This is a genomic window from Ureibacillus thermophilus, from assembly GCF_004331915.1.
Lineage (GTDB): Bacteria > Bacillota > Bacilli > Bacillales_A > Planococcaceae > Ureibacillus > Ureibacillus thermophilus.
Genome location: NZ_CP036528.1, coordinates 1,686,589 through 1,708,367, shown reverse-complemented (window position 1 = coordinate 1,708,367; position 21,779 = coordinate 1,686,589). Strand labels below are relative to the sequence as shown.

At 39.5% G+C, this 21,779-nt stretch carries 19 protein-coding genes, 1 other RNA gene and 2 pseudogenes; 3 read left to right on the top strand and 19 right to left on the bottom strand.

The genetic code is table 11. The annotated features are described in order from the left end of the window. Window positions 1–28 precede the first annotated feature (28 nt). Entirely contained in the window at window positions 29–292 is a 264-nt protein-coding gene (locus DKZ56_RS08465; RefSeq protein WP_222837111.1) for a transposase, read from the top strand. A gap of 187 nt (window positions 293–479) precedes the next feature. On the opposite strand, the gene rnpB is transcribed toward DKZ56_RS08465, so the two are convergent. From rnpB to DKZ56_RS08435, 6 genes and pseudogenes are all read right to left on the bottom strand, one after another. After that, window positions 480–876, bottom strand: an RNA gene (gene rnpB / locus DKZ56_RS08460) — RNase P RNA component class B. 58 nt (window positions 877–934) lie between these two features. After that, window positions 935–1,225 (bottom strand): cell division regulator GpsB, encoded by a 291-nt coding sequence (gene gpsB, locus DKZ56_RS08455; protein WP_208649581.1) that lies wholly within the window; start codon window positions 1,223–1,225, stop codon window positions 935–937. A 166-nt stretch (window positions 1,226–1,391) separates the two neighbouring features. After that, window positions 1,392–2,645 (bottom strand): ribonuclease H-like domain-containing protein, encoded by a 1,254-nt coding sequence (locus DKZ56_RS08450; protein ID WP_208649580.1) that lies wholly within the window; start codon window positions 2,643–2,645, stop codon window positions 1,392–1,394. Between the two features lie 4 nt (window positions 2,646–2,649). Then, the gene (locus tag DKZ56_RS08445) at window positions 2,650–4,926 is read right to left on the bottom strand and encodes a DEAD/DEAH box helicase (RefSeq protein ID WP_208652210.1); all 2,277 of its coding nucleotides are present in this window, start codon (window positions 4,924–4,926) and stop codon (window positions 2,650–2,652) included. After that, a pseudogene (locus DKZ56_RS08440) lies at window positions 4,901–5,248 on the bottom strand (YppE family protein). Before DKZ56_RS08440 ends, DKZ56_RS08445 begins: the two are co-directional and overlap by 26 nt. Before the next feature lie 66 nt (window positions 5,249–5,314). Continuing rightward, complete coding sequence (locus DKZ56_RS08435) at window positions 5,315–5,512, bottom strand: endonuclease (RefSeq protein WP_208649579.1); 198 nt, start codon at window positions 5,510–5,512, stop codon at window positions 5,315–5,317. 163 nt (window positions 5,513–5,675) lie between these two features. Here DKZ56_RS08435 and recU point away from each other — a divergent pair, with 163 nt between their 5' ends. Next, window positions 5,676–6,296, top strand: a complete 621-nt coding sequence (recU, locus tag DKZ56_RS08430; RefSeq protein WP_208649578.1) for a Holliday junction resolvase RecU — start codon at window positions 5,676–5,678, stop codon at window positions 6,294–6,296. A 23-nt stretch (window positions 6,297–6,319) separates the two neighbouring features. Continuing rightward, complete coding sequence (locus tag DKZ56_RS08425) at window positions 6,320–8,977, top strand: penicillin-binding protein 1A (protein ID WP_208649577.1); 2,658 nt, start codon at window positions 6,320–6,322, stop codon at window positions 8,975–8,977. Window positions 8,978–9,051: 74 nt separating this feature from the next. Here the strand turns inward: DKZ56_RS08425 and DKZ56_RS08420 are convergent, their stop codons facing one another. The 13 genes and pseudogenes from DKZ56_RS08420 to panB all read right to left on the bottom strand — a co-directional run bounded on the left by DKZ56_RS08420 (window position 9,052) and on the right by panB (window position 21,663). Further along, on the bottom strand, window positions 9,052–9,537 hold the full coding sequence (locus DKZ56_RS08420) for a hypothetical protein (protein ID WP_208649576.1): 486 nt from the start codon (window positions 9,535–9,537) through the stop codon (window positions 9,052–9,054). Beyond that, entirely contained in the window at window positions 9,534–9,740 is a 207-nt protein-coding gene (locus tag DKZ56_RS08415) for a helix-turn-helix transcriptional regulator (RefSeq protein WP_208649575.1), read from the bottom strand. The genes DKZ56_RS08420 and DKZ56_RS08415 overlap by 4 nt, the downstream gene beginning before the upstream one ends. Before the next feature lie 138 nt (window positions 9,741–9,878). Continuing rightward, entirely contained in the window at window positions 9,879–10,232 is a 354-nt protein-coding gene (locus tag DKZ56_RS08410; RefSeq protein WP_208649574.1) for a YpoC family protein, read from the bottom strand. Next, window positions 10,229–10,888: an endonuclease III gene (gene nth / locus DKZ56_RS08405; RefSeq protein WP_208649573.1), complete on the bottom strand. Its 660-nt coding sequence runs from the start codon at window positions 10,886–10,888 to the stop codon at window positions 10,229–10,231. The genes DKZ56_RS08410 and nth overlap by 4 nt, the downstream gene beginning before the upstream one ends. A gap of 10 nt (window positions 10,889–10,898) precedes the next feature. Beyond that, window positions 10,899–11,618 (bottom strand): DnaD domain-containing protein, encoded by a 720-nt coding sequence (locus tag DKZ56_RS08400; RefSeq protein WP_208649572.1) that lies wholly within the window; start codon window positions 11,616–11,618, stop codon window positions 10,899–10,901. A gap of 65 nt (window positions 11,619–11,683) precedes the next feature. Then, window positions 11,684–12,877 carry a pyridoxal phosphate-dependent aminotransferase gene (locus DKZ56_RS08395; protein WP_208649571.1) on the bottom strand — a complete coding sequence of 398 codons (1,194 nt, stop codon included), beginning with the start codon at window positions 12,875–12,877 and terminating at the stop codon, window positions 11,684–11,686. Between the two features lie 15 nt (window positions 12,878–12,892). Next, window positions 12,893–13,372, bottom strand: a complete 480-nt coding sequence (locus DKZ56_RS08390) for a cell wall elongation regulator TseB-like domain-containing protein (protein WP_208649570.1) — start codon at window positions 13,370–13,372, stop codon at window positions 12,893–12,895. A 43-nt stretch (window positions 13,373–13,415) separates the two neighbouring features. Next, window positions 13,416–16,190, bottom strand: a complete 2,775-nt coding sequence (gene dinG / locus DKZ56_RS08385) for an ATP-dependent DNA helicase DinG (RefSeq protein WP_208649569.1) — start codon at window positions 16,188–16,190, stop codon at window positions 13,416–13,418. Between the two features lie 107 nt (window positions 16,191–16,297). Continuing rightward, a complete protein-coding gene (gene lpdA, locus DKZ56_RS08380) occupies window positions 16,298–17,638 on the bottom strand; it encodes a dihydrolipoyl dehydrogenase (protein ID WP_208649568.1) in 1,341 nt (446 codons plus the stop codon). Between the two features lie 151 nt (window positions 17,639–17,789). Beyond that, window positions 17,790–18,993, bottom strand: a pseudogene (locus DKZ56_RS08375) (group II intron reverse transcriptase/maturase). 593 nt (window positions 18,994–19,586) lie between these two features. Next, window positions 19,587–19,970: an aspartate 1-decarboxylase gene (gene panD / locus DKZ56_RS08370; protein WP_208649567.1), complete on the bottom strand. Its 384-nt coding sequence runs from the start codon at window positions 19,968–19,970 to the stop codon at window positions 19,587–19,589. Further along, window positions 19,963–20,826, bottom strand: coding sequence for a pantoate--beta-alanine ligase (gene panC / locus DKZ56_RS08365; RefSeq protein WP_208649566.1), 864 nt, complete (start codon window positions 20,824–20,826; stop codon window positions 19,963–19,965). The genes panD and panC overlap by 8 nt, the downstream gene beginning before the upstream one ends. A gap of 3 nt (window positions 20,827–20,829) precedes the next feature. Further along, window positions 20,830–21,663, bottom strand: a complete 834-nt coding sequence (gene panB / locus DKZ56_RS08360) for a 3-methyl-2-oxobutanoate hydroxymethyltransferase (RefSeq protein WP_208649565.1) — start codon at window positions 21,661–21,663, stop codon at window positions 20,830–20,832. Between the last annotated feature and the right edge of the window lie 116 nt (window positions 21,664–21,779).

The following is a 21,779-nucleotide window of genomic DNA, read 5'->3' as shown; positions in this document are numbered from 1 at the left end:
CATAAAAACAGAGCGAATGGAGAAAACAATGAGTTTTTCCATTCGCTCTGTTTCCTTATTTTTGAAATTGGTTTGGGAATCCAGCTATATGAAAACCGCCATCAAGACAATCAACAAATACATCAATTACGTCGAGAATACGCTAAAGTACGATTATAATAACGGCATTTTAGAGGGGATTAATAACAAAATCAAAGTGATTAAACGCATTTCTTTCGGTTATCGATCCTTCTATCACTTTAGAAACCGAATATTCATTACCCAAAACTTAGCGAAAATAAAAACCGCTTAGGGGAACCTCGAATTTCCCCTAAGCCATCCGATTACATATTACCAAATAATGTCACTAAAATTTATTCACCAACACCATTTGACAAAGAACCCAATGAAAAAGCTCTCCAATGATTGGAGAGCTTTTTCATTGTAAAAGTTTAGAATTGCCAAATTTGGATATTCAACGGTTTTCCCATCATAGCGATTTCTATAAGCCATGTTCTGTTCCTGCGTACTCAAGCAGCGTTCGCCTCGTACTGTCAGGGGTAATCATCTATCTACGGGAAGATCCATTCTTCCCGTCCCTCCCTCCGTTCATTTCCTTCGGGAGAGCGCCCCTACCATAATTTGGGTTTCTCACTCGTGGGGTTTACCGCGTTCCACCTTCACCGTTTCCAGTGAAGCTACGTCACTGTGGCACTTTCAGGAAGCCTCGACCATATCGCAAAAAGCAACTTAGGTCTTACTTCCGCCGTCAAAGCTAAAACAGCTTTGCCTTACCTTATTTTTTCGGTAAGCACGAACACTACGGTCATCTCAGATCCGTGTGAGCATGGACTTTCCTCTACAAACAAAAATTGTTTGCAGCGATTACCCGAAATCACTATGATGTACATATTATTATACTAAACAAATGCTTGAAATCAATATGAGATTATTATCAATCGTACAATTTATTGCCAAATACATGCTTTTCCAAATTCGATAATCTCTTTAAAATATCGAAATTCGTATTTCCTGCAAATTGGGGAGATTGTTGTTTTTTTGCCGCTTCCAGTTCTTTTTTCAACCGGGCGTTCTCTTCCTGCAGCTCTTTAATAATTTTATTGAAATTGTCGTAATCTTCCATGATAATATCTAAAAATTCATCGACTTCATCAATATTATAGCCTTTCATTTGTCTCTTAAATTCTTTTTCCAATATCATCTTGGAATTTAATTTGATTTCCATCCACATCGCCCTTCCATCGATACATACGTACTATATATTATACCACATGCATCCTTTATCAAGGACAAGAAAGCACCATAAAATTGTATTTTTTTGCATTATTCGACGTGTTTTGAATAGAAATTTTGTCAAACTTTGCGCTTGCCTGGGAAATGATTCATTATATTTAAGAGTATTTCCCCCTTTTTGTTTTTAAACGCTGCAATCGTTTATCCCATTTTTCCAAGCGGCTTTTCTTTTGCTTTTCACTTAGAAAATCCGACTCCTGAAGCATTTCAATTCCTTTTATTGTATACTGCATTGCCTTTGAAACATCTTTCATTTGATGTTCATAAAGCATTGCCAATTGTTCATATGCCTCTAATTTTTTTCTCCCATCAATTGTATGAATAGCCTTTTGAAAAGATACAATCGATTCTTTGAATTGTTTGTTGCGTTTTTGCTGAAAGGCCAAATAGTAATAAGCAAGCCCCGTTTCCTTTTCATCAAAATGTTCCGTTACAGTTAACAAGACTTGCTCGCTTTGCTTCAGTTCCTTTAAATCTTTATACCATTTCCCAATATTGGTGTAAGTAATGGCTTCATCTTGCAGCTGTTGATCCAGAAGAAGTTTGGTTGAATGAATGTAAAGCACAATTAGCGACAAGATATCCCATTCATTATGTTGAAGTACTTTCATCAGTCCAGTGGCATCTCCACTTTTCACTGCATCCGCATAAATGATTGGTGCAAGAAATCCAGGAATATCGTTTTCCCGTTTAAATCCCAACTTTTCTTCTTCCACCTTCATTAATTTAACCTTTTCTAAATGATTTTTCCATATTCGTTTAGAACTATGAAATAGATCTATTTGTCTAGGAATTTGCAGTTTCGGCAAATAGTTTTTATGGAACGTCCAGCGCATCTGAAGCATCGGCCAATCAAAACTTTTTCCGTTGTATGTCACAATCGTATATCCTTGTTTCCACAACTTTGATTCAAATAAAAAAGCAGCTTCATTCGCTGGATCAGCCAGCACATATTGATTCAGCACAAATTCCTCTTCATCCACTTCAAGAAGACCAAGAAGAAAAATGTGTGTGCCAACACCTTTTAATCCGGTGGTTTCCGTATCAAAAAACAACACCTTTTCTCCATAATGGATGGCATAGGGATGTTCCAAGTTTGCTTTCTCCCATTTTTCTACCACATGAAAAAATTGTTCCAATTTATATCGTCCATGTTTATATGAAATAGGATACCGAACTTGTCTTTTTACAAGGACTCCAAAATCATTTTCCACGATGGAAAGGCCGGCCTTTTCCCATTCATCTATGTGGGCCGGCTTTTCAGGCTTTGGATAGGAAGGTTTAGGACATTCTTCTGTTTTCTTTTTTCCAAGCATTTTTTTTAATTGCATTATTTTATTTTCATAACTCATCCGATCACATCATTTCATTAAAAATTATGTTCAACACTTTTACAACCCGCTCTTTCCCATCACTTAAACTGTCTTGAGCTCCGATGCAAGATGGGCAGCCATGTTGGCACGGGCAGGATTGTATATGTTGAATCGTCAATTCTAAAATTGGAACGAGCAAATCATAAACTTTTTCGCTTAATCCAATTCCTCCAGGATAGCTGTCGTAAATGAATAAAGTTGGTTTTTCATAATGGACGGACTTCACTTGAGGCACTACGTTGACATCTTTCCTGTCGCATTGAATATATAATGGGATGAGTGAACCGATGGCGTAGCTCGCCCCAGTTAAGGCATCCGTAAGCATTTCTTCCGACCAATTTTCTGGTAATTCAAAAGAAAGCCACGTTGCATTTGTATGCATTTCCATCGGCGGAATATGAATTTTTCCTGAACCAATATTATCCAGCGTTGTCATGTGGATTTTTTTGAAAATAGTAGGAATTGCTACCAAACTTACATCGCCGTAGCTTACCGATACACATTTATAGGAAGCAGTTTTGTCCTCGCTTAATATTTTTAATTCCACCGCCAAATTTGCATCGGTATAGTAATTGACATCCACTTCGCGAACATACGCTTTCTTTTCTTCCCAATCGAGTTTTTCCACTTGATATTGGACACCTTGGTGAAGATAAATGGCTTCTTCGTGCAAAAGGGTCATCGCTGAAAACGTATCCATTTCCCCAATGACTTTTGTACCTGCAGGAATGGTTTGGTCGATAATGACGACATTTTCTTCCGCAGTTGAACGCAAATTCACATCATGGGCAGGGAAGCGGTCGCTCATCCAATAAAAATGGGCATTCGTTTTGACGAGCACCCCTTCTTCCTGCAAATATTCAAGCAGCTCTTCAACTTCAAATTCACCATAGGAATCAGATGACGAAAAAGGCAATTCAAATGCTGCACATTTTAAATGGCTCATTAAAATAAGAATATTGTCCGGATTAATAAGCGCCTCTTCCGGAGAATTGCCAAGCAAATATTCCGGGTGTTGGATGATATATTGATCTAGTGCTGTGGAATTGGCTACATAAATGATTAATGCGGATTCCTGCCTTCTTCCCGCTCTCCCTGCCTGCTGCCATGCACTTGCAATATTGCCGGGATACCCGGTCATAATGCAAGCTTGCAGTTGTCCAATATCGACCCCTAATTCAAGGGCATTTGTACTTACGACAATTTGAATCGTTCCATCTCTCAACCCTTTTTCAATTTGGCGACGCTCTGAAGGTAAATAGCCGCCGCGGTAGCCTTGGATGGATTCGTCGTTGATTTTATGTTTCGTTAACTCCTTTAAATAGGTGACTAGCCTTTCCACCGTCACCCGGGATTTGGCGAACACAATCGTTTGAATGCCAGCCTGATACAGCCGTGCTGCTAAACTGCTCGCTTCCAATACCGAACTTCGCCGAACCCCAAAAGTTTTATGGATGATTGGAGGATTGTAAAAAATAAAAGTTTTCTTTCCAACCGGCGCTCCGGATTTAGCGATGAGTTCATGTTTTGTATTCGTTAATTTTTCCGCCAACTCTTTAGGATTTTTAATAGTTGCGGAAGTACATATAAAAATAGGATGGCTGCCATAAAATTCGCAAATGCGTACAAGCCGCCGCAATACGTGGGCTACATGGCTGCCAAACACGCCTTTATATGTATGGAGTTCATCAATGACAATAAACTGTAAATTTTCAAATAGCGAAACCCATTTTGTATGATGGGGCAAAATTCCGGAATGAAGCATATCGGGATTCGTCATGACAATATGACCTGCTTTTCGAACCTTTTGCCGAATGCTTGGAGCAGTATCTCCATCATATGTATAGCAATATATTTCCTCGCCCATTGCATCAATCAGCTCATTCAAGTCGGTCTTTTGGTCTTGCGCCAATGCTTTTGTAGGAAATAAATAAATTGCCCGGGCAGATGGGTTTTCAAGAATTTTTTGAAGCACGGGCAAATGATAGCACAGCGATTTTCCGGAAGCTGTTGGTGTAATGGCCGTAAAAGATTTTCCTGCAAGGGCTAAATCAAAGGCTTCGCGTTGATGGGTGTACAACTTTTCAATCCCCCGCTCAATCAACGCCTTTTTTAGGGATGGATGCAATTGCTCTGGAAAATCTGCATATTCCCCTTCTTTTCCATCGATGGTTACAATATGAGCAATATTTTGTCTTAATTCCTCATCCAGCTGCCATTCCCGAATAAGTTCATCAATGGTTGTTTTCTTCTTCACGATTTTTCTCCTCCAAATCTCTTAACAAAGTTGAAAGGATAAAACTTACAGAATGCACCGATTGAAAAAATCGTTTCTTGCTCGTTTCTTTATAAAAGGATTCAACTACAAATTTATCCATTGATTCTACAACATTTTGAATTTATTGAACATGAATATATTTGGGGCGATGTTCTTCAATCCATTGAATCGCCAACTCTTTCCAATCTATAAGCAATTGGTGTATTTCGTCTGCATACGGCTTTACTTCTTCAAAAAAATTTGGTGTGGCGCCAAGCTCCCGCATTTTTAAAAAACGATTTCTTGACGCATCACACTCTTCCATCAACTTTCTTGTCAATTCTAACAAACTCATAAGATAGATACCTCTTACTTCATAGTCTATCAAAATCTATTCTAATTCACTATCCATAGGGGAACAAGTATTCTTTACATCAACATTCTTTTCTGCTAAGCTTACTTTCTGATGAGTGGAAACAATTTGAGCAAAAAATTGGTCATTCATCATAGCTCGCTCATTTTCTAATTTAGCTGTCATCAATTCATCTAAACAATCGATTTGGGATAAAAGCAATTGAAATTTGTTCATACCATTCCTCCTTCTTATTTTATTGGATAATTCCATGCAAGGAGGGAAAAACCTTTCGACTTGTCAAAACTAGACATCGTTAGCTAAAAGAACAATTTTTTCGATCATTTTTTATGTTAAACTAATTACGAGATTTGGATATCATTTTTTTAGAGGGTGATTGATGATGCTTAAATATCCAAACGGAAAACCTTATAAGCCGAAAAATGAAGCACCAAAAATTCGCACGAAAAAAAACAAAGATTTCTCTTACAGCAATCGGGGGAAAACCCTCGAAGAAGAAATTAATGAAACAAACGCATACTATTTAAGCAGGCAAATCGCTATCATACATAAGAAACCTGTTCCAATACAAATCGTCAAAGTAGAGTACCCTAAAAGAAGTGCTGCTGTCATTCGGGAAGCATATTTTCGCACTCCTTCCACAACGGATTATAATGGTGTTTGGAACGGCTACTATATCGATTTCGAAGCAAAAGAAACGGAAAGCACATCATCTTTTCCATTGAAAAACGTACATGAACATCAAATCACCCATATGAAAAATGTAGTGAATCAACAAGGCATTACCTTTACCATTGTGCGATTTTCAAAGCTGAACCGATACTTTTTGCTTCCCTTTTCCGTTTTGTACGAAGCATGGTGCAACATGAAAGAAGGAGGAAGAAAATCGATACCGATTGAAACCTTTGAAACGAAAAGTTACGAGATCATTCCAGGTTACAATCCTCGAATTGATTATATAAGCATCATTAAAAATTATATTTGCAACAAAGAATGTTAGTTTAAAAAAGCGAGGCGATAGCATTGAGCGAAAATAGACGTTCTCGATCAGAACTAAGAAAAATGCGAGCATCAAAGCAAAAAAGAAAAAAACAAACACCCATGAAAAAATGGTTGAAATGGGGAATTATCTCCATTCTCTCCCTTTTTCTTGCGGGATCCGTTTTTGGAGCTGGACTGTTCATTTATTACGCAAGTTCTGCGCCAGAACTTAATGAAGACTTGTTAAAAGATCCTATTTCTGCAGAATTTTATGATATGAACGGAGAACCTTTTGCCACATTCGGGGTGGAGAATCGAAAATACGTTGACTATGATGACATTCCACAGGAAATGATTGATGCGATTCTTGCAACAGAGGACTCAAGATTTTTTGACCATTTTGGTATTGATGTATTGCGCCTCGGAAAAGCCGTTTTAGCAAACGTGACTGGCGGTTTTGGATCCCAAGGTGCAAGTACTATTACCCAACAGGTCGTGAAAAACTCATTTTTAAGTAATGAAAAAACATTGAAACGTAAAGCCCAAGAAGCATGGTTAGCCATTCAGCTTGAGCGCATATACAGCAAAGAAGAAATTTTTGAAATGTATTTTAATAAAGTATTAATTTCGGGAAACATTTATGGTTTTGCTACAGGCGCGGAGTATTTCTTCGGAAAAGAGCTGGATGAATTGGAATTGGATGAAATTGCGATGCTGGCAGGTATGCCGCAAAGTCCAAACAATTACAATCCTTTTAAAAATCCTGAAAGGGCACAGAAACGCCGCGATATCGTTTTAAGCCTTATGGTTCAACACGGCAAAATCACTAAAGCGGAAGCGGAAAGTGCGAAAAAAGTCGATGTCACTTCCCGCTTATTGCCTGAAGAACATAGAAAAAGCGTTGCCGGCACAAAATATGATGCTTTCTTGGATATTGTGTTAAATGAAATTGAAGAAAGAGATCCAAGTTTACTTTCAGAGGGCATCAAAGTTTACACAACCCTCGATCCAAAAGCTCAAGAAGTGGTCGAAAACATAATGAATAATAACAGCAATTTCCCAACGGAAACTATACAATCAGGGGTTGCAGTCGTTGATACAAAATCCGGGGCATTAAGAGCTGTTGGCGGCGGACGAAATTATGGGGCAGGCAGAAGCTACAACTATGCTGACGATACAAGAAGACAGCCGGGCTCCACAATGAAGCCGCTTATTGCCTATGGTCCTGCCATTGAGCATTTAAAATGGTCGACTGGCAAAACCATTGTGGATGAACCTTATCAATATTCCAACGGGAAAAAATTTGGCAACTGGGACGGAAAATATTTTGGCACAATTACCGTCCGAGAAGCGCTATATGCTTCCAGAAACGTTCCAGCAGTGAAAACCTTCCAAGAAGTCGGCGCAAGGGAAGCAAAAGAGTTCATTTCTAAATTAGGCATTGATGCTGAAAAAGTGTATGAATCTGATGCCATTGGCGGCGGCGGTATTCACTTATCACCAATCCAATTAGCTAGCGCCTATGCAGCTTTTGGAAATAACGGCGTCTATAATAAACCGTATACGATTAAAGAAATCGTCTTCCGCGACGGTTCGAAAATCACAACTAAACAAGAACCTGTTGTCGCTATGAACGACTATACGGCATATATGATTACAGATATGCTCCGAGATGTCGTAGGCAATAAACCAAACGCTACAGGTACAGCAGCAAGAGTTCCCGGATTAGACATTGCGGGTAAGACAGGGACAACAAACTATGATTCCGAAGACTTTAGTAAATTTAATTTACCAAGTTCAGCGGTGCCGGATTCATGGTTTGTCGGATACACAACAAACTACTCTATTGCCATTTGGAGCGGTTATGAAAAACGTTCAGATCCAATTACAACATGGGATGAACGCCGTCTTCCACAAGTATTGTTCAACAAAATCATGGTCGAAATTTCTGAAGGAAAACAAACAAAACGATTTACAAAACCGAATTCTGTTGTAGAAGCAACGATTGAAGTCGGAACTGAACCGTTAAAATTGGCAAGCAAAAATACACCAAGCGATAAACGCCGTACAGAATTATTCGTCCGCGGAACAGAACCGACAGAGGTTTCCGATGAATATGAAAAAGAAGAAATCCCCGTACCATTTAATTTACAAGCTGTGAATCCAGCCTTTGGTATTGTCGACTTATCATGGGACTTCACTGTACCAGAAGATTACGAAGATTCAACTGTTCTATATGAAGTATCCATGAATTCCGATGATGGAAAATCGAGCGTTGTCACGACTACTGCTGATAAACGAGCAACCTTTACTGGAGTTGAAGCTGGAAGAACATACACATTTACGGTTGTAGCCATCATTGGTGATGTCCGCAGTTCTCCTGCTTCTGTAACAATTACGATTGATGGCGATATTGAAGAGCCGGAAGTAGATTCCCCAGACGGAGTTGTTGAACCAACACCGCCAAATCACAATAACGGCAATGGAAACCAAGGAAAACCAAACGGAAACAACAATAGTGGAAACAACAGCGGAAATAATAGCGAAAACAATAATGGCAATAAAAACAACAATAGTAATAACGGAAATAATAACCCAAATACCGGTAATGAAAACACCGGAAATCCAAATGAGACTGGAAATAATAACGGTGTCAACCCACCTACAGAGCCGACTTCTCCAACAACTGAAACACCATAAAGTAATTGAAAAAAGAGGCAAGTGGAATACGCTTTTCCCCTTGCCTCTTTCTTTTTGAATTTTGAACTAAACACTTATTCTAATGCCTTTTTTCTTCCCAACAAAGCAATATACAGCCCCACTATATTCGGTAAAACGGTTATAAATAAAATCCATATATTTTTCATCCATATAGCAATTATTGTAAGAATACTAGTTGATATAACCATGATCGTAATACCCATCATTATTGGCGAAATTTGGAATGGCTCTGGCCTTGATAAATTGATGGTTAAAATGGCTCCAATCACGCCCCAACTACCTATATGAATGAACGTCAACATCGCCAACACCATTGGAACGCTCATTTCAACACCAAATATATTCAAAGAATATAATAAATACAAGACAAAAATAGTCAGATACCAGGAGTAGGATCTTGCCGTTTTCCATATGTGTTGGTAAAATTCATCCAGGCCTCGGTTCTTTTTTGCCAGCTTGCGGCCAAACCACCAGCCTATTAAACCACATATCAATCCCCCATATAATCCAATTATGCCACCAATTGCGTCTAACGTCATTCTTCCCCCTCCTCCTCAAAAATAAAAACTTCTTCAATCTTTAAGTCAAAAACTTTGGAGATATGATATGCCAATTCAAGGGATGGATTGTATTTGCCAGATTCAATTGCAATAATGGATTGGCGTGAAACACCAATTTTTTGTGACAATTCCTCCTGCGTCATATTCATCGCTTTTCGCAATTCTCGAATCCTATTCTTCATAACCCCTCCAAAAAGTAAAGTTTACTTTACAATTTTAATTGTATGTTAAGTATACTTTACATCTACTAAAATGTAAAGTATACTTAACTTTATTATGAAAATTTTTCTAAAAAAATAGTACAACCGCTTTTGGCTGTACTATTTCTGCACTCGGAGCCGCGCTAATCGCTTTTTCACTTCTTTAAACAATTCATCCAGCTGTACGTAGCAAGCATATTGGCCTGGTCTTGCTTTAATGAATTGAAAACGCTCCAACCCATTTAACGGCATTGCTTCATATGCTTCATGGAATTCAAGCTTTTCAGAATCTGTATCTGAAGCTTTGACCATCAATTCTTCAAAAAGGGCAATTCCTTGTTCCATTAAATTTTGAGCCATTTCTCTATTCCACTCGTCATGAGCCTGATAAATTTCTTTCGATAATTTGTCCCATTTCTGAAAATACGGTTCAATCTGGTCCTTTTGAATAGCTTCTTTTTTCACCCGAATCATTGTTTAACCAACCCTTTTTTCAACCGTTTTTGCCCTTCTCTGCACACATCTAACAGCGGGCATTGATGGCATTGAGGATTTTGGGCTTTGCAATGATATCTGCCAAAGAAAATTAATTGGTGATGGGTTTTGGACCATCTTTCCTTCGGCGTTTTTTTCATGAGCGTTTCTTCCACTTCCAACACGCTGTCCTTCCAACGGCATAAACCGAGCCGTTTTGTTACCCTTTCCACATGAGTATCAACTGCAATGGCAGGAATCCCAAAAGCCACAGACATAACCACATTGGCCGTTTTTCTTCCCACTCCCGGAAGCGAAGTCAGCTCTTCCCTTGTTTTTGGCACTTCTCCGTTAAATTCTGCAATCAATTTTTCGCATAATTTTTGAATATTTTTTGCTTTATTTCGATAGAGCCCAATGGAGCGAATATCCTGCTGCAACTCCTCTAATGGCACTGATAAATAATCTTCCGGTTTGTGATATTTTTGGAACAAATCTTTTGTTACTTTATTGACGAGCTGATCGGTACATTGGGCCGATAGAAGCGTTGCAATTAATAATTCAAACGGATTTTTATGTACCAGCTCACAGTGGGCATCAGGGAACATTTGATCGATGACTTCTAAACAATGTTCCCACTGCTTTTTTGTCAACATTTGATCTCCCCTATTCTCTTTCATCTAACCAATTGTAAAATGGCACTTTTTTGTGATTTTCCGGTGTGAATTGCTTTGGAGGGATGGAAGGTGAATTTTGTTTAACGAATTGTTCCCGTTGCTTTTCCACTTGTTGGATAGTGCGAATGTTTTTCTTTTTCCATTCGAATAAAATCCGGTCGATGTAACGAAAAGATAATTTTCCGGCGAGCACCGCTTCTTTTAATGCTTCCCGGATAATTTTTGGGGAATGCTGATCTTGATCCAGCCAAGAAGAAATCGTTTCAATTTCTATTGGGGAAAGCAAACGGCCAAATTCTTGTTCAAAAAGGGTAAAGATTTCTCCTTCCTCTTTTTTCTTTTGCTGCTCTTCTTGATGGATTGCTTGTTTATCAACGATATCCAAAATTCGATCCCATAATGGAAATAAGGAATATTTTTCATACAATATTCCGTTTGCGTCATATCCTTGGGAGATTTCTAAAAAACCCTTTTGAACGAGGCGTTCCAGTTTGGCTAGAATTTCTTCATCCGTATAGTGCATTCTCTCAGCCAACGCATTAGGAGTCGGAAAATAAACGTTTTCTGAATGAAAGGCCAATATTTGCAACAATAGCATGGCTTCATTATCCGAGATGCCTAATTTTTTATAATGGCGAAAAAAAAGCTCTGGGATGTTCACATTTTTTTGCTCAGTCCACTTACGGAGTCGATGATTTTGTTCCTTCACCGCCGTGACTCCTTTCATTAGAAAGTAAGCGCCCGTAAATACGGACGCCCTGATTTGGAAATTTATTATTCTTGCCAACGATCTTTTACAAATTTTTCGATGCGGCTTACTGCTTCTTCCAACAAGTCCAAAGAAGTCGCATAGCTGATGCGGATTGTGGAAGGCGCACCAAAGCCAGAGCCTGGGATGACTGCAACGTTTCCTTCTGTTAGCAATGCGCTTGCAAAATCATCCACTGAAGCAAAACCAGTTTTTGCAGCCGCCTCGCTTACATCCGGCAATAAATAGAAGGCACCTTGAGGTTTAACTACTTTAAAGCCAGGAATGGCATTTAATTTCGGATAAATGGCTTCTAAACGTGATTCAAAGGCTTTTCTCATCTCTTCTACAGAATCTTGCGGCCCATTATACGCTTCAATTGCTCCATATTGAGAGGCAGTCGTTGGATTGGAAGTAGAGTGAGATGCTAAATCGGTCATAGCTTTAATAATATCTGCGTCCCCTGCTGCATATCCGATTCGCCAGCCTGTCATGGAATGGGATTTTGAAACACCGTTAATTACGATTGTTTTTGCTTTTACTTCATCTGAAATTTGTGCAATGGAGAAATGCTCAGCACCATTGTATACAAGTTTTTCATAAATTTCATCTGAAACGATGAGAATGTTGTGTTCAAGGGCTACTTTTGCAATCTCTTCTAATTCTTCACGCGTGTAGAGCATTCCCGTTGGATTGCTTGGAGAGTTGATAATCAACGCTTTTGTTTTATCCGTAATAGCATTTTTCAATTGCGCAGCATTGATTTTGTAGTTTTGTTCGCTCGTTGTTTCAATATAAACAGGAACCCCGCCTGCAAGTTTTACTTGCTCAGGATAGGAAACCCAATATGGCGTTGGGATGATGACTTCATCGCCATCATTTAAAATAACTTGGAATAAAGTGTAAAGAACGTGTTTTGCACCAACGCCGACGATGATTTCATTTGGCTTATATTCCAATTGATTATCTCGTTTAAATTTTTCGATAATCGCTTCTTTTAGAGCCGGAAGCCCTCCAGATGGAGTATATTTTGTAAATCCTTTTTGCATTGAATCAACTGCAGCATCAATGATGTTTTGTGGAGTGTTAAAATCAGGTTCTCCGGCTCCAAGTCCAATCACGTCGATGCCTTGTGCTTTCATTTCTTTTGCCTTGGCAGTGATTGCTAAAGTTGATGATGGTGTTAAAGTTTTTACACGATTGGCCAATAATTCTTTCATTCCTAATCGACTCCTCTATAAATTCAAAATGCGTTTCCACCATTGTCCATCTTCAAACAAAATGTAGACATAGTTGAGTTTGTCCGATTTGTTAATATAAGCAATTTCCCAGACAGCCCCCGGTTCCTCATAGCCTAATTTTGTATGAAGCACTTTTTTAACATCTTTTTTTTCTAAAATCGAAATAGCCTCTTCCTCTGAAATGCCATCTTTCAATTCAACCATTTGTATCGATTTTTCTTCTAATGTAATTGGTACAAAAACGGCCTTCTCAACCCCCTCTTCATCAACGCCTAAAACGGTAACGTAAGGCTTATTGCCATTATATACATAAGCATCAGCAGCCGTTTTGATTAAGTTTGACGAGATTGCCAAATCTATTGCCTGCTGTTCAATTTTTGAGAATGGGCTTGATGCTTTCCAGAGGACTAAACTAGATATTCCAATAGTTAATATTAACACAAAACTTATGATAAAAATAATCCAATTTTTCATTTGAACACCTTGTTTTTCTATATGATGAAGAGTAGTTTACCCGCTACTTTTCTTCACTGCTATTATACCAATGTTGTAAATCTTTCACCATATGTTGTAAAGGGAGTTTTTCAATTTTAATGTTTGGAAGTGCTTTAAGAAATTCTGTGCCATAGGATTTTGTTTCAATTCGCCGGTCCAATACAATGAATGCCCCTTTATCCTTCGAAGAGCGGATGAGTCTTCCAAATCCCTGTTTAAATCGTAAAATGGCTTCCGGCAACGATAAGTCGGTAAAAGCATTTTGCCCATTTTCTTTTAAGATGGCTGCTTTTGTTTTAAATGTTGGTTCATCCGGAGAGGAAAAAGGCAATCGGACAATAATCACCGCACTTAAATCCTCCCCGGGCACATCGACTCCTTCCCAAAAACTGTTCGTGCCAAACAAGACGGACCGTGGAAATTTTTGAAAGGATTTCAATAGCCTCATCCGGCTGCCGCTTGTCACGCCTTGGGCAAATAATAAATAATCCTTCAATAATTCCGCCTCTTGAATAAGTTCTACAGTCCGTTTCAACATATCCTGGGATGTAAACAGCACAAAACAACGCCCCTCAATGGATTGCACAATTTGCGTCACGGCTGCTGCTACAGATTCAATATACTCGGATTGGGGAACTCCTTGGATATCCGGCATGTCTGTTGCAATATAGACTTTCGCGCCTCCGTAATAGTTTTGCGGCGCATTTAGCTTCAAAATTGGAACATCTTTTGCAATGCCTAATTGATTGGCGATAAACCGTTCATTGTTCGGAATGGTGAGCGTTCCTGAAGTCCAAATAATGCCCGCATTTTTTCTTAAAGAATGAAATAGTTTTTCGATGGATTCTCTAATTTCAATCGGTTTTTTATAAATGCGGATGCTGCCTGGAATTTGGCGGTTATCGCATTCAATCCAAAGGGCATAATGATTTTTTTCTATAAAGAAAAGTTCATCCCATTCCGCTAATTTCAGTTTCCATTCGCGAATCCAGTAATCCCATCGTTCTACAAGGAGTTTATTTTCCTTTGATAATTCATCAACATTTTGGCGAAAATGTATGGATGCTTGTTCGGCTAAATCAATCCAATGTTGCAAAGAGCGGGAAACTTCTTTTAACAAAGATGGATGAAATGATAAATCTTTCAAAAATGCGGTCCGTTTATAATCAAAATAAGTCTGCTTTTGATTTTTCATGGAGGAAACGATTGTCTCCATCACTTGCTCAAAAAGGTTGACCGTTTTTTGAAAAGACTTTTCCAACTGAATGAATAATGGTTTGGAAAATCGTCCTGTTTTCATAGCGGCTTTTTGAAAGATTTCAAAAAGCCCATCTTCTGAAGCAAGACCCATTTGGCCAAAATAATATTTCCATTGGGCATAAGAAAAAATCACTTGCTGGCGGTGGATGGCGGCCTGAATCAATTGATGGGCTTCATCGATAATCCACCCGTCAATCGATTGGAAAATAGGTTCAAGGCGCTCCAAATCAGCAAGCAGCATCGCATGATTAGTCACAATAATATCCGCATCCATACTTTCTTGAATGGCTCTTTCATAAAAATCAAAAGGGTTTTCGTTTCGGCGTTTTTTTCGGATTTTTTCAATCAAAAGCTGTCCTCCGCCGGAAAGATTCAATTCGCTTAAGTCCCCTGTTTCCGTTTTAGAAAGCCAAACAAGAATTTGCATTATGGTCAATGTTTCGTCATAGGAGTGCTCCCCTTGTTCAAGCAGCTGTTCAAATAATTCAATATCTATATAATTTTGCATTCCCTTTAGGAGGGTAGCATGAATCTTGATTCCGAAGACCTTTTCGATTTTCGGAATTTCTTTATATAAAAGCTGTTCCAATAAAACGGAAGTGTAGGTGCTGATGCATATTTTCTTTCCTTGCTGTTTGGCATAAATAAAGGCCGGCAGCAAGTAGCCCAAAGTCTTACCTACACCTGTAGATGCTTCAATCATCATTTCCTTTTTCTGTTCTAGCGTTTCCCAAATTGCATCCATCATTTGAAATTGTTCTGTTCTTTTTTCAAAATTTGGAAACTGTCTTGAAAGAAGCTCTTGTTTTTCTTCATCAGAAGAAGGATAGACTGTTTTTAAATCAGGTGCACTGGCAATGGGCGGTTTCTTTTTGAAAACAAGCTGATGATAATGGGCAAATTTGTCTTCATCTTCAATGGTTTTCCGCTTTATTTGCAATGCCTGAAATAACAAATGGGAGATATTTGATTTTAATTTAAAAGAATGTTTATGCAATTGTTCAATCGTTTGAACGGGAAGCATTAAAATTTCTTCCCAGCATTTTTTCAATAAAAGAGCTGTTGCCATTGCATCATCATCTGCACGATGGGCATGATGAAGGGGAATTTCCAAATCGTTTGCAAGATCGCCCAATTTAAAGCCCAGCGCTGTCGGAAAGAGTATTTTTGATAATTCTACAGTATCAATCTTCTTTCCCTTCCATTTTGAAAGTCCAGCCCGTTCAAATTCCTCTTGCAAGAACGATAAGTCAAAATCGGCATTATGGGCGACAAAGATGCCGTCCTGCAATCGTTCATAAATGTCCTCTGCATAATATTCAAAAGGAAAAGCGCCTTCAATATCGCGTTCTGAAATGTTCGTTAAGTCTTGTATATAAAAGGGAATGGACCGCTCTGGGTGGATAAAAGTCGTGAAAGTTTCTTCCACTTCCCAATTTCTCATAATGACCATAGAAATTTGAATAATTCGATCTCCTGCTTTTGGAGAATGTCCAGTTGTTTCCAAATCTACGATGACATATTTTTGATTATCCATTTATTTCTCAACTCACAATTGATTAGTTTAGCTATATGCGAATTGTAACATAGATATAAAAAATGCGAAAAGGTTTCAAACAACCTTTTCGCACCAACTTTCCTTAGTTAAATATGAATGCCTTTCCAGAAAACTGTGCGCGCTGCATCTCCTATCAATTCACTCTTTGTCGGATGCGGGAATATGATTTTTCCTAAATCCTCCGCAGTTCCCCCAGCCACTTTCACCGCAAGCATGGAATTCAAGATTTCCGTCGCCCCGTCTGCTACAACACAGGCTCCTAAAATGCGGTTATCTTTTTTGCTGGAGATGAATTTAATAAAGCCATCTGAATTCCCTTCCATCAGGGCTTTTGGGTTGAATTTAAATGGAAGTTTTGTCACAATTACTTCTTCTGGATTGACTTCATCTTCCATTACGCCAAAAGTTGCGATTTCCGGAGTAGAATAAACGCACCGTGGAATAGCAGATTGATCGATTGGCTCAGGATGATTTCCAAGAATCGTTTCAATGACATGAATGCCTTCCGCACTTGCCGCGTGGGCTAATTGATACCCGCCGATAATATCGCCGATTGCATATACACGCGGCATGCTTGTTTCATAATGTTCATTGACTTTAATAAAGCGACCATTCATTTCCAGCCCGAGAGATTCGGCAATTTCTACATTTGGTCTTCTTCCCGTTGCAAATAATAAGTTTTCGTATGTATAAACACCTCGAGACGTCACAATTTTATTTCCACGAAATTCTTTAAACTCAAAATCCAATACAAGTTCGACCCCAAAATCATACAATTTTTCGCGGATAATGGGCCGTGCATCTGGCTCTTCTGTCTGCAAAATATCATGGCTATGATTTAAAATCGTCACTTTTGTCCCGAGTGGAGCTAAACTGAAAGCCATCTCAATGGAAATGACCCCACCGCCGATAATCGTTAATTGCTTAGGTAGCTCCTTGATATGAAAAATTGTATCCGTCGTATAATAAGTGGTCGTCTCTAGCCCTTTAAACGGCGGCACAAATGGTTTGCTTCCCGTTGCTAAAATGATATGTTCCGCTTGAAATTCTTCTCCGTTCACTTTCACGGTTAAATCTTTTGAGACTTCCCCTTTTCCTTCATAGAAAGTAATCGTGTTATTTCCAATATAACGATGGATATCTTCCAATAATTGTTGAATCAAGACATCCTTTCGCTGCATTAATTTTGGAAAGTCTATCTGAACAGGCCCCGATGTAATGCCCCATTCTTTTCCTTGATTCATTTTTTGAATAAGCTTGGAATGTTCAATCATAATTTTGGATGGGATGCAGCCTAAATTAAAGCAGGCCCCTCCGACTTTTCCTTTCTCAACTAAAGCAACATTCAGCCCGCTTCTTGCCGCATAAATGGCGGCCACATATCCACCGGCACCTGCACCGATAATTGCAACATCATATTTTTTCATCACATCACCTCATATAAAAAATTACCATTCAATAATTTGTAAATCAATGGCAATTTAAGAAAATGTTTTCATAAACAATCGAGTAGGAGGGAGCGATTAACTCCCGTCCTCTCACACCACCGTACGTACGGTTCCGTATACGGCGGTTCAATTAAGATAATTGACGCAAGTTTTCATAACGAGCTTCAAGACTTTTCAGCCCTTGGTTTCTCCAATAGGAGTTACCAAGGGTTCTGTGTAATATTGGACTATTTGAAATACGCCAATAACTCTTCCGAGTATTTCCCCATTCATACGCTTGCCATTGTGGTACGCCAAGTTGAATAAGGTTGCGTATCTTTGTTTTCGGTTTCTTCCAGTTCTTCCATAGACACATTCGAAGTCTTCTACGAATCCATTTGTCTAATTCAAGGAATATAGATTTGGTGTCTGCTAACGCAAAATATCCACACCATCCCATTAGATATTGATTCAGTTTCTGAATGCGGTATTCCATCGGGTAGGGCATCTTGCGTGATGTGATTTCACGAACTTTATTCTTCATTCGTTTAAGGCTTTCTTTTGCGATACGAACCTTTGGCTCTTTATGATAGGTAAAGCTAAATCCTAGAAACTTACGTTTCCATGGACGGTCGACCGCTGATTTCTTTTCATTTATTTTCAGTCGTAGTTTTCCTTCAATAAATCGCTGGATACTTGCCATTGTGCGAAGCCCTGCTCGTTTACTTTTCACGTAAATGTTACAGTCATCCGCATATCGAACGAATTTGTGTCCTCTTCTTTCCAATTCTTTATCTAGTTCATCTAGTACAAACCACACCATTAATCATGACGCCCGATTGTAAATACTTACGAATCAATTTCAGTAATGGTTTATCTTGGATTCTCTTCGCGAGTGTACCCATTAATCTGTCATGGTTGACCTTATCAAAGAATTTCTCCAAGTCCATATCTACAACCCATCGATGTCCATCTCTTATATATTCTTTCGCTTTCCTCACCGCATCATGAGCACTTCGGTTTGGTCGAAATCCGTAGCTGTTTTCAGAGAATGTAGGGTCATACACTTTTGAAAGTACTTGGGCGATTGCTTGTTGAATCAAACGGTCTGTTACGGTAGGGATTCCTAGTAAACGAACACCGCCGTCAGGTTTCGGGATTTCGACTCTGCGGACTGGCATTGGTTCATAAGTTCCCTTGAGAATTGCCTCCTTAATAGTTAGCCAGTTTTCGACTATGTGCTGTCGTAGGTTTTGTACGGGCATCATATCTACTCCGTGGCTTCCTTTATTCTGTTCTACACGTTTTAGTGCTTGAAGCATGTTCTCCCGTGACAGGATTTGATTCAAAAGCATCGTTATTCTCCTTCCGTGAATAGCTTGTCTTCTTATGCCAGTGGTCACTCCACCCTCCAAGAGGTCCCCCACGGGATTCACCGCTTCCTTCCTCAAGTGAGGTACTACGTTTTCTGTGTTCATCATGACTCACTGAATGCCAAGGGCTATTCTCTCTTAATTGTTCGGTCCTTCTTAGTAGTTCTAAACCAACTAATACTATGACCTCTGCTGACTTCTGACGGTTCAGCTACTTATCACTAAGTAGGTTATGAAGCGTATTTCACCTATCCGCCAGACCTCCCCGGGTAAGTACATGCACTTTCACACCATCTATCCGCCTCATTTACTCGATATGACCTTCGACAGAAAGAGCTTTGTTTTGTTTCGCAAACTCACTCAATCATACCTAGCCTTATATGAGGTTCGTGTTCCTCGGACCGGTGTTTTGCCTCCAGCTTCCTTCAGATTCCGCGTCACCACGGACACCCTTGCTCTTGGCTAACCTCTACTTCTGTCTTCGGGGTTCGGGACTTACACCCTATAGTTCATGTACATGCCGGGCGCACGAAAAGGCAAATTGGATATTCCCTCTCCAATTTGCCTTTTTCTATTTATAGCACTGTTGCTTCCGGTTCATAGTGGATAATTTCTTTAATTTTGTTGCCTTCTCCCATGATGGCAACAGTCGGTTTATGTTCAGCCAGTTTTTCCTGTTCTACATAGGCATATGAAATAATAATAACAATATCCCCTTCTTGAACAAGACGGGCAGCAGCACCATTTACACAAATAACCCCGCTTCCACGCTTTCCGGGAATGATATATGTTTCAAACCGTGCACCGTTATTGTTGTTTACCACTTGCACTTTTTCATTTGGAAGCATTCCGACCGCATCTAAAAGATCCGCATCAATCGTAATGGAACCGACGTAGTTTAAATTGGCTTCTGTTACTTGCGCACGATGAATTTTAGCGTTCATCATTTCTCTAAACATTCTTCATTTCTCCTTCTTTTGAAAAAATGATATTGTCGATCAAGCGCGTTTTCCCGATAAATACCGCCGCTGCAAGCAAAAATTGTTCCGTTGTCTCATCCACAGGTGTTAGATCTGGATAGGATAACAACTCCACATAATCAATACGTCCCTTTGTTTTCTCTAAAATATACTCTTTTGCTGCGCGAGTCGCTTTTTCTGCATCATGGGAAGATAAAAATACTTCTTTTGCCAGTTTCAAAGATTGAAAGATTGCCGGAGCCTCTTTCCGCTCTTCTACCGACAAATAAACGTTTCGGGAGGATTTTGCTAGACCGTCTTCTTCCCGTACGATTGGCACTGTTCGAATTTCTAACGGGAAATTATAATCTCTCACAAGAGTCGTCACAATGGCGACTTGCTGGGCATCTTTTTGGCCAAAATATGCCCTTGTCGGTTCTGCCAAATGGAATAATTTTGTCACCACTTGCAGCACCCCGTCAAAATGGCCTGGTCTTGATGCACCGCAAAGAATGGTTGCCTGTCTGCCAGCATGAATGCGGATGCCTCCATCTGTCGGATACATTTCTTCAACGGATGGGGCAAACACAATGTCAACCCCAACGGATTCAGCAATTTTTCGATCCCTCTCTAAATCTCTTGGATATGATTCATAGTCTTCATTCGGTCCAAATTGGGTAGGATTGACAAAAATGCTCATAATGACAACATCGTTTTCTTCTCTTGCCTTTTTCGCAAGCGCCATGTGCCCTTCATGAAGATATCCCATCGTCGGCACAAGACCAATTGTTTTTCCCTCGGATTTTACTTTTCGCACGATTGATTTTAGTTCAGCGATTGTTTGTACAACTTCCATTGGTTAGGTTCCTCCATAAATCGAAAATAATTCTTCCTCTTTCATGGTGAAACAATGTTCAAGAGCAGGGAACGAACCGTCTTTGACCGCTTTTATATAACCTTCCATTCCCTTTTGAACTTGTTCCCCCACATCAGCAAAGGCTTTCACAAATTTTGGAATATGATGGCTTCCGTATCTCAAAAAATCATGGAACACTAATACTTGGCCATCCGCTTCAGGACCCGCGCCAATGCCGATTGTTGGAATAACCAATTTTTTAGAAACGATTTCAGTCAACTGATGAGGGATGCATTCTAATACAACTGCCATGGCGCCTGCTTCTTGGCAGCGAAGGGCATCTTCCACTAAATTTTTCGCCTGTTCAGCCGTTTTCCCCTGCACTTTATATCCTCCAAGCACTCCTATTGATTGAGGGGTCAAACCTAAATGAGCAACTACAGGAATACCAGCTTGTACTAATTTTTTAATGACATAAAGGACTTCTCCCGCACCTTCTACTTTCAAGGCATCTGCCCCTGACTCTTGCACCATGCGGACAGCTGTTTTCAGCGCTTCGTTTGGGTCTCCATGGTAAGAGCCAAAGGGCATATCCACCACCATAAACGTATCCTTTGCACCGCGGCGAACCGCTTTTGCATGGTGGATCATATCATCTACAGTCACTTGCACCGTCGACTCATAGCCTAAAACGACCATCCCTAATGAATCTCCGACAAGAATCATATCGACTCCTGCCTGTTCCGCATATTTCGCTCCAGGGTAGTCATAAGCCGTCACCATGACAATTTTTTCCCCATTAGCTTTCATTTTTATGAAATCTGTTGTTGTGTTCATATATTTCCCCCTTTTTAAATTCGGAGGAAGAAAACAAAAAATCCTTCTTCCAAAAATGGACAGAAGGATAGTATCTGTTCGGTGTGTTTCGAACTTGTTTTCTTCCGTCCCTGTCA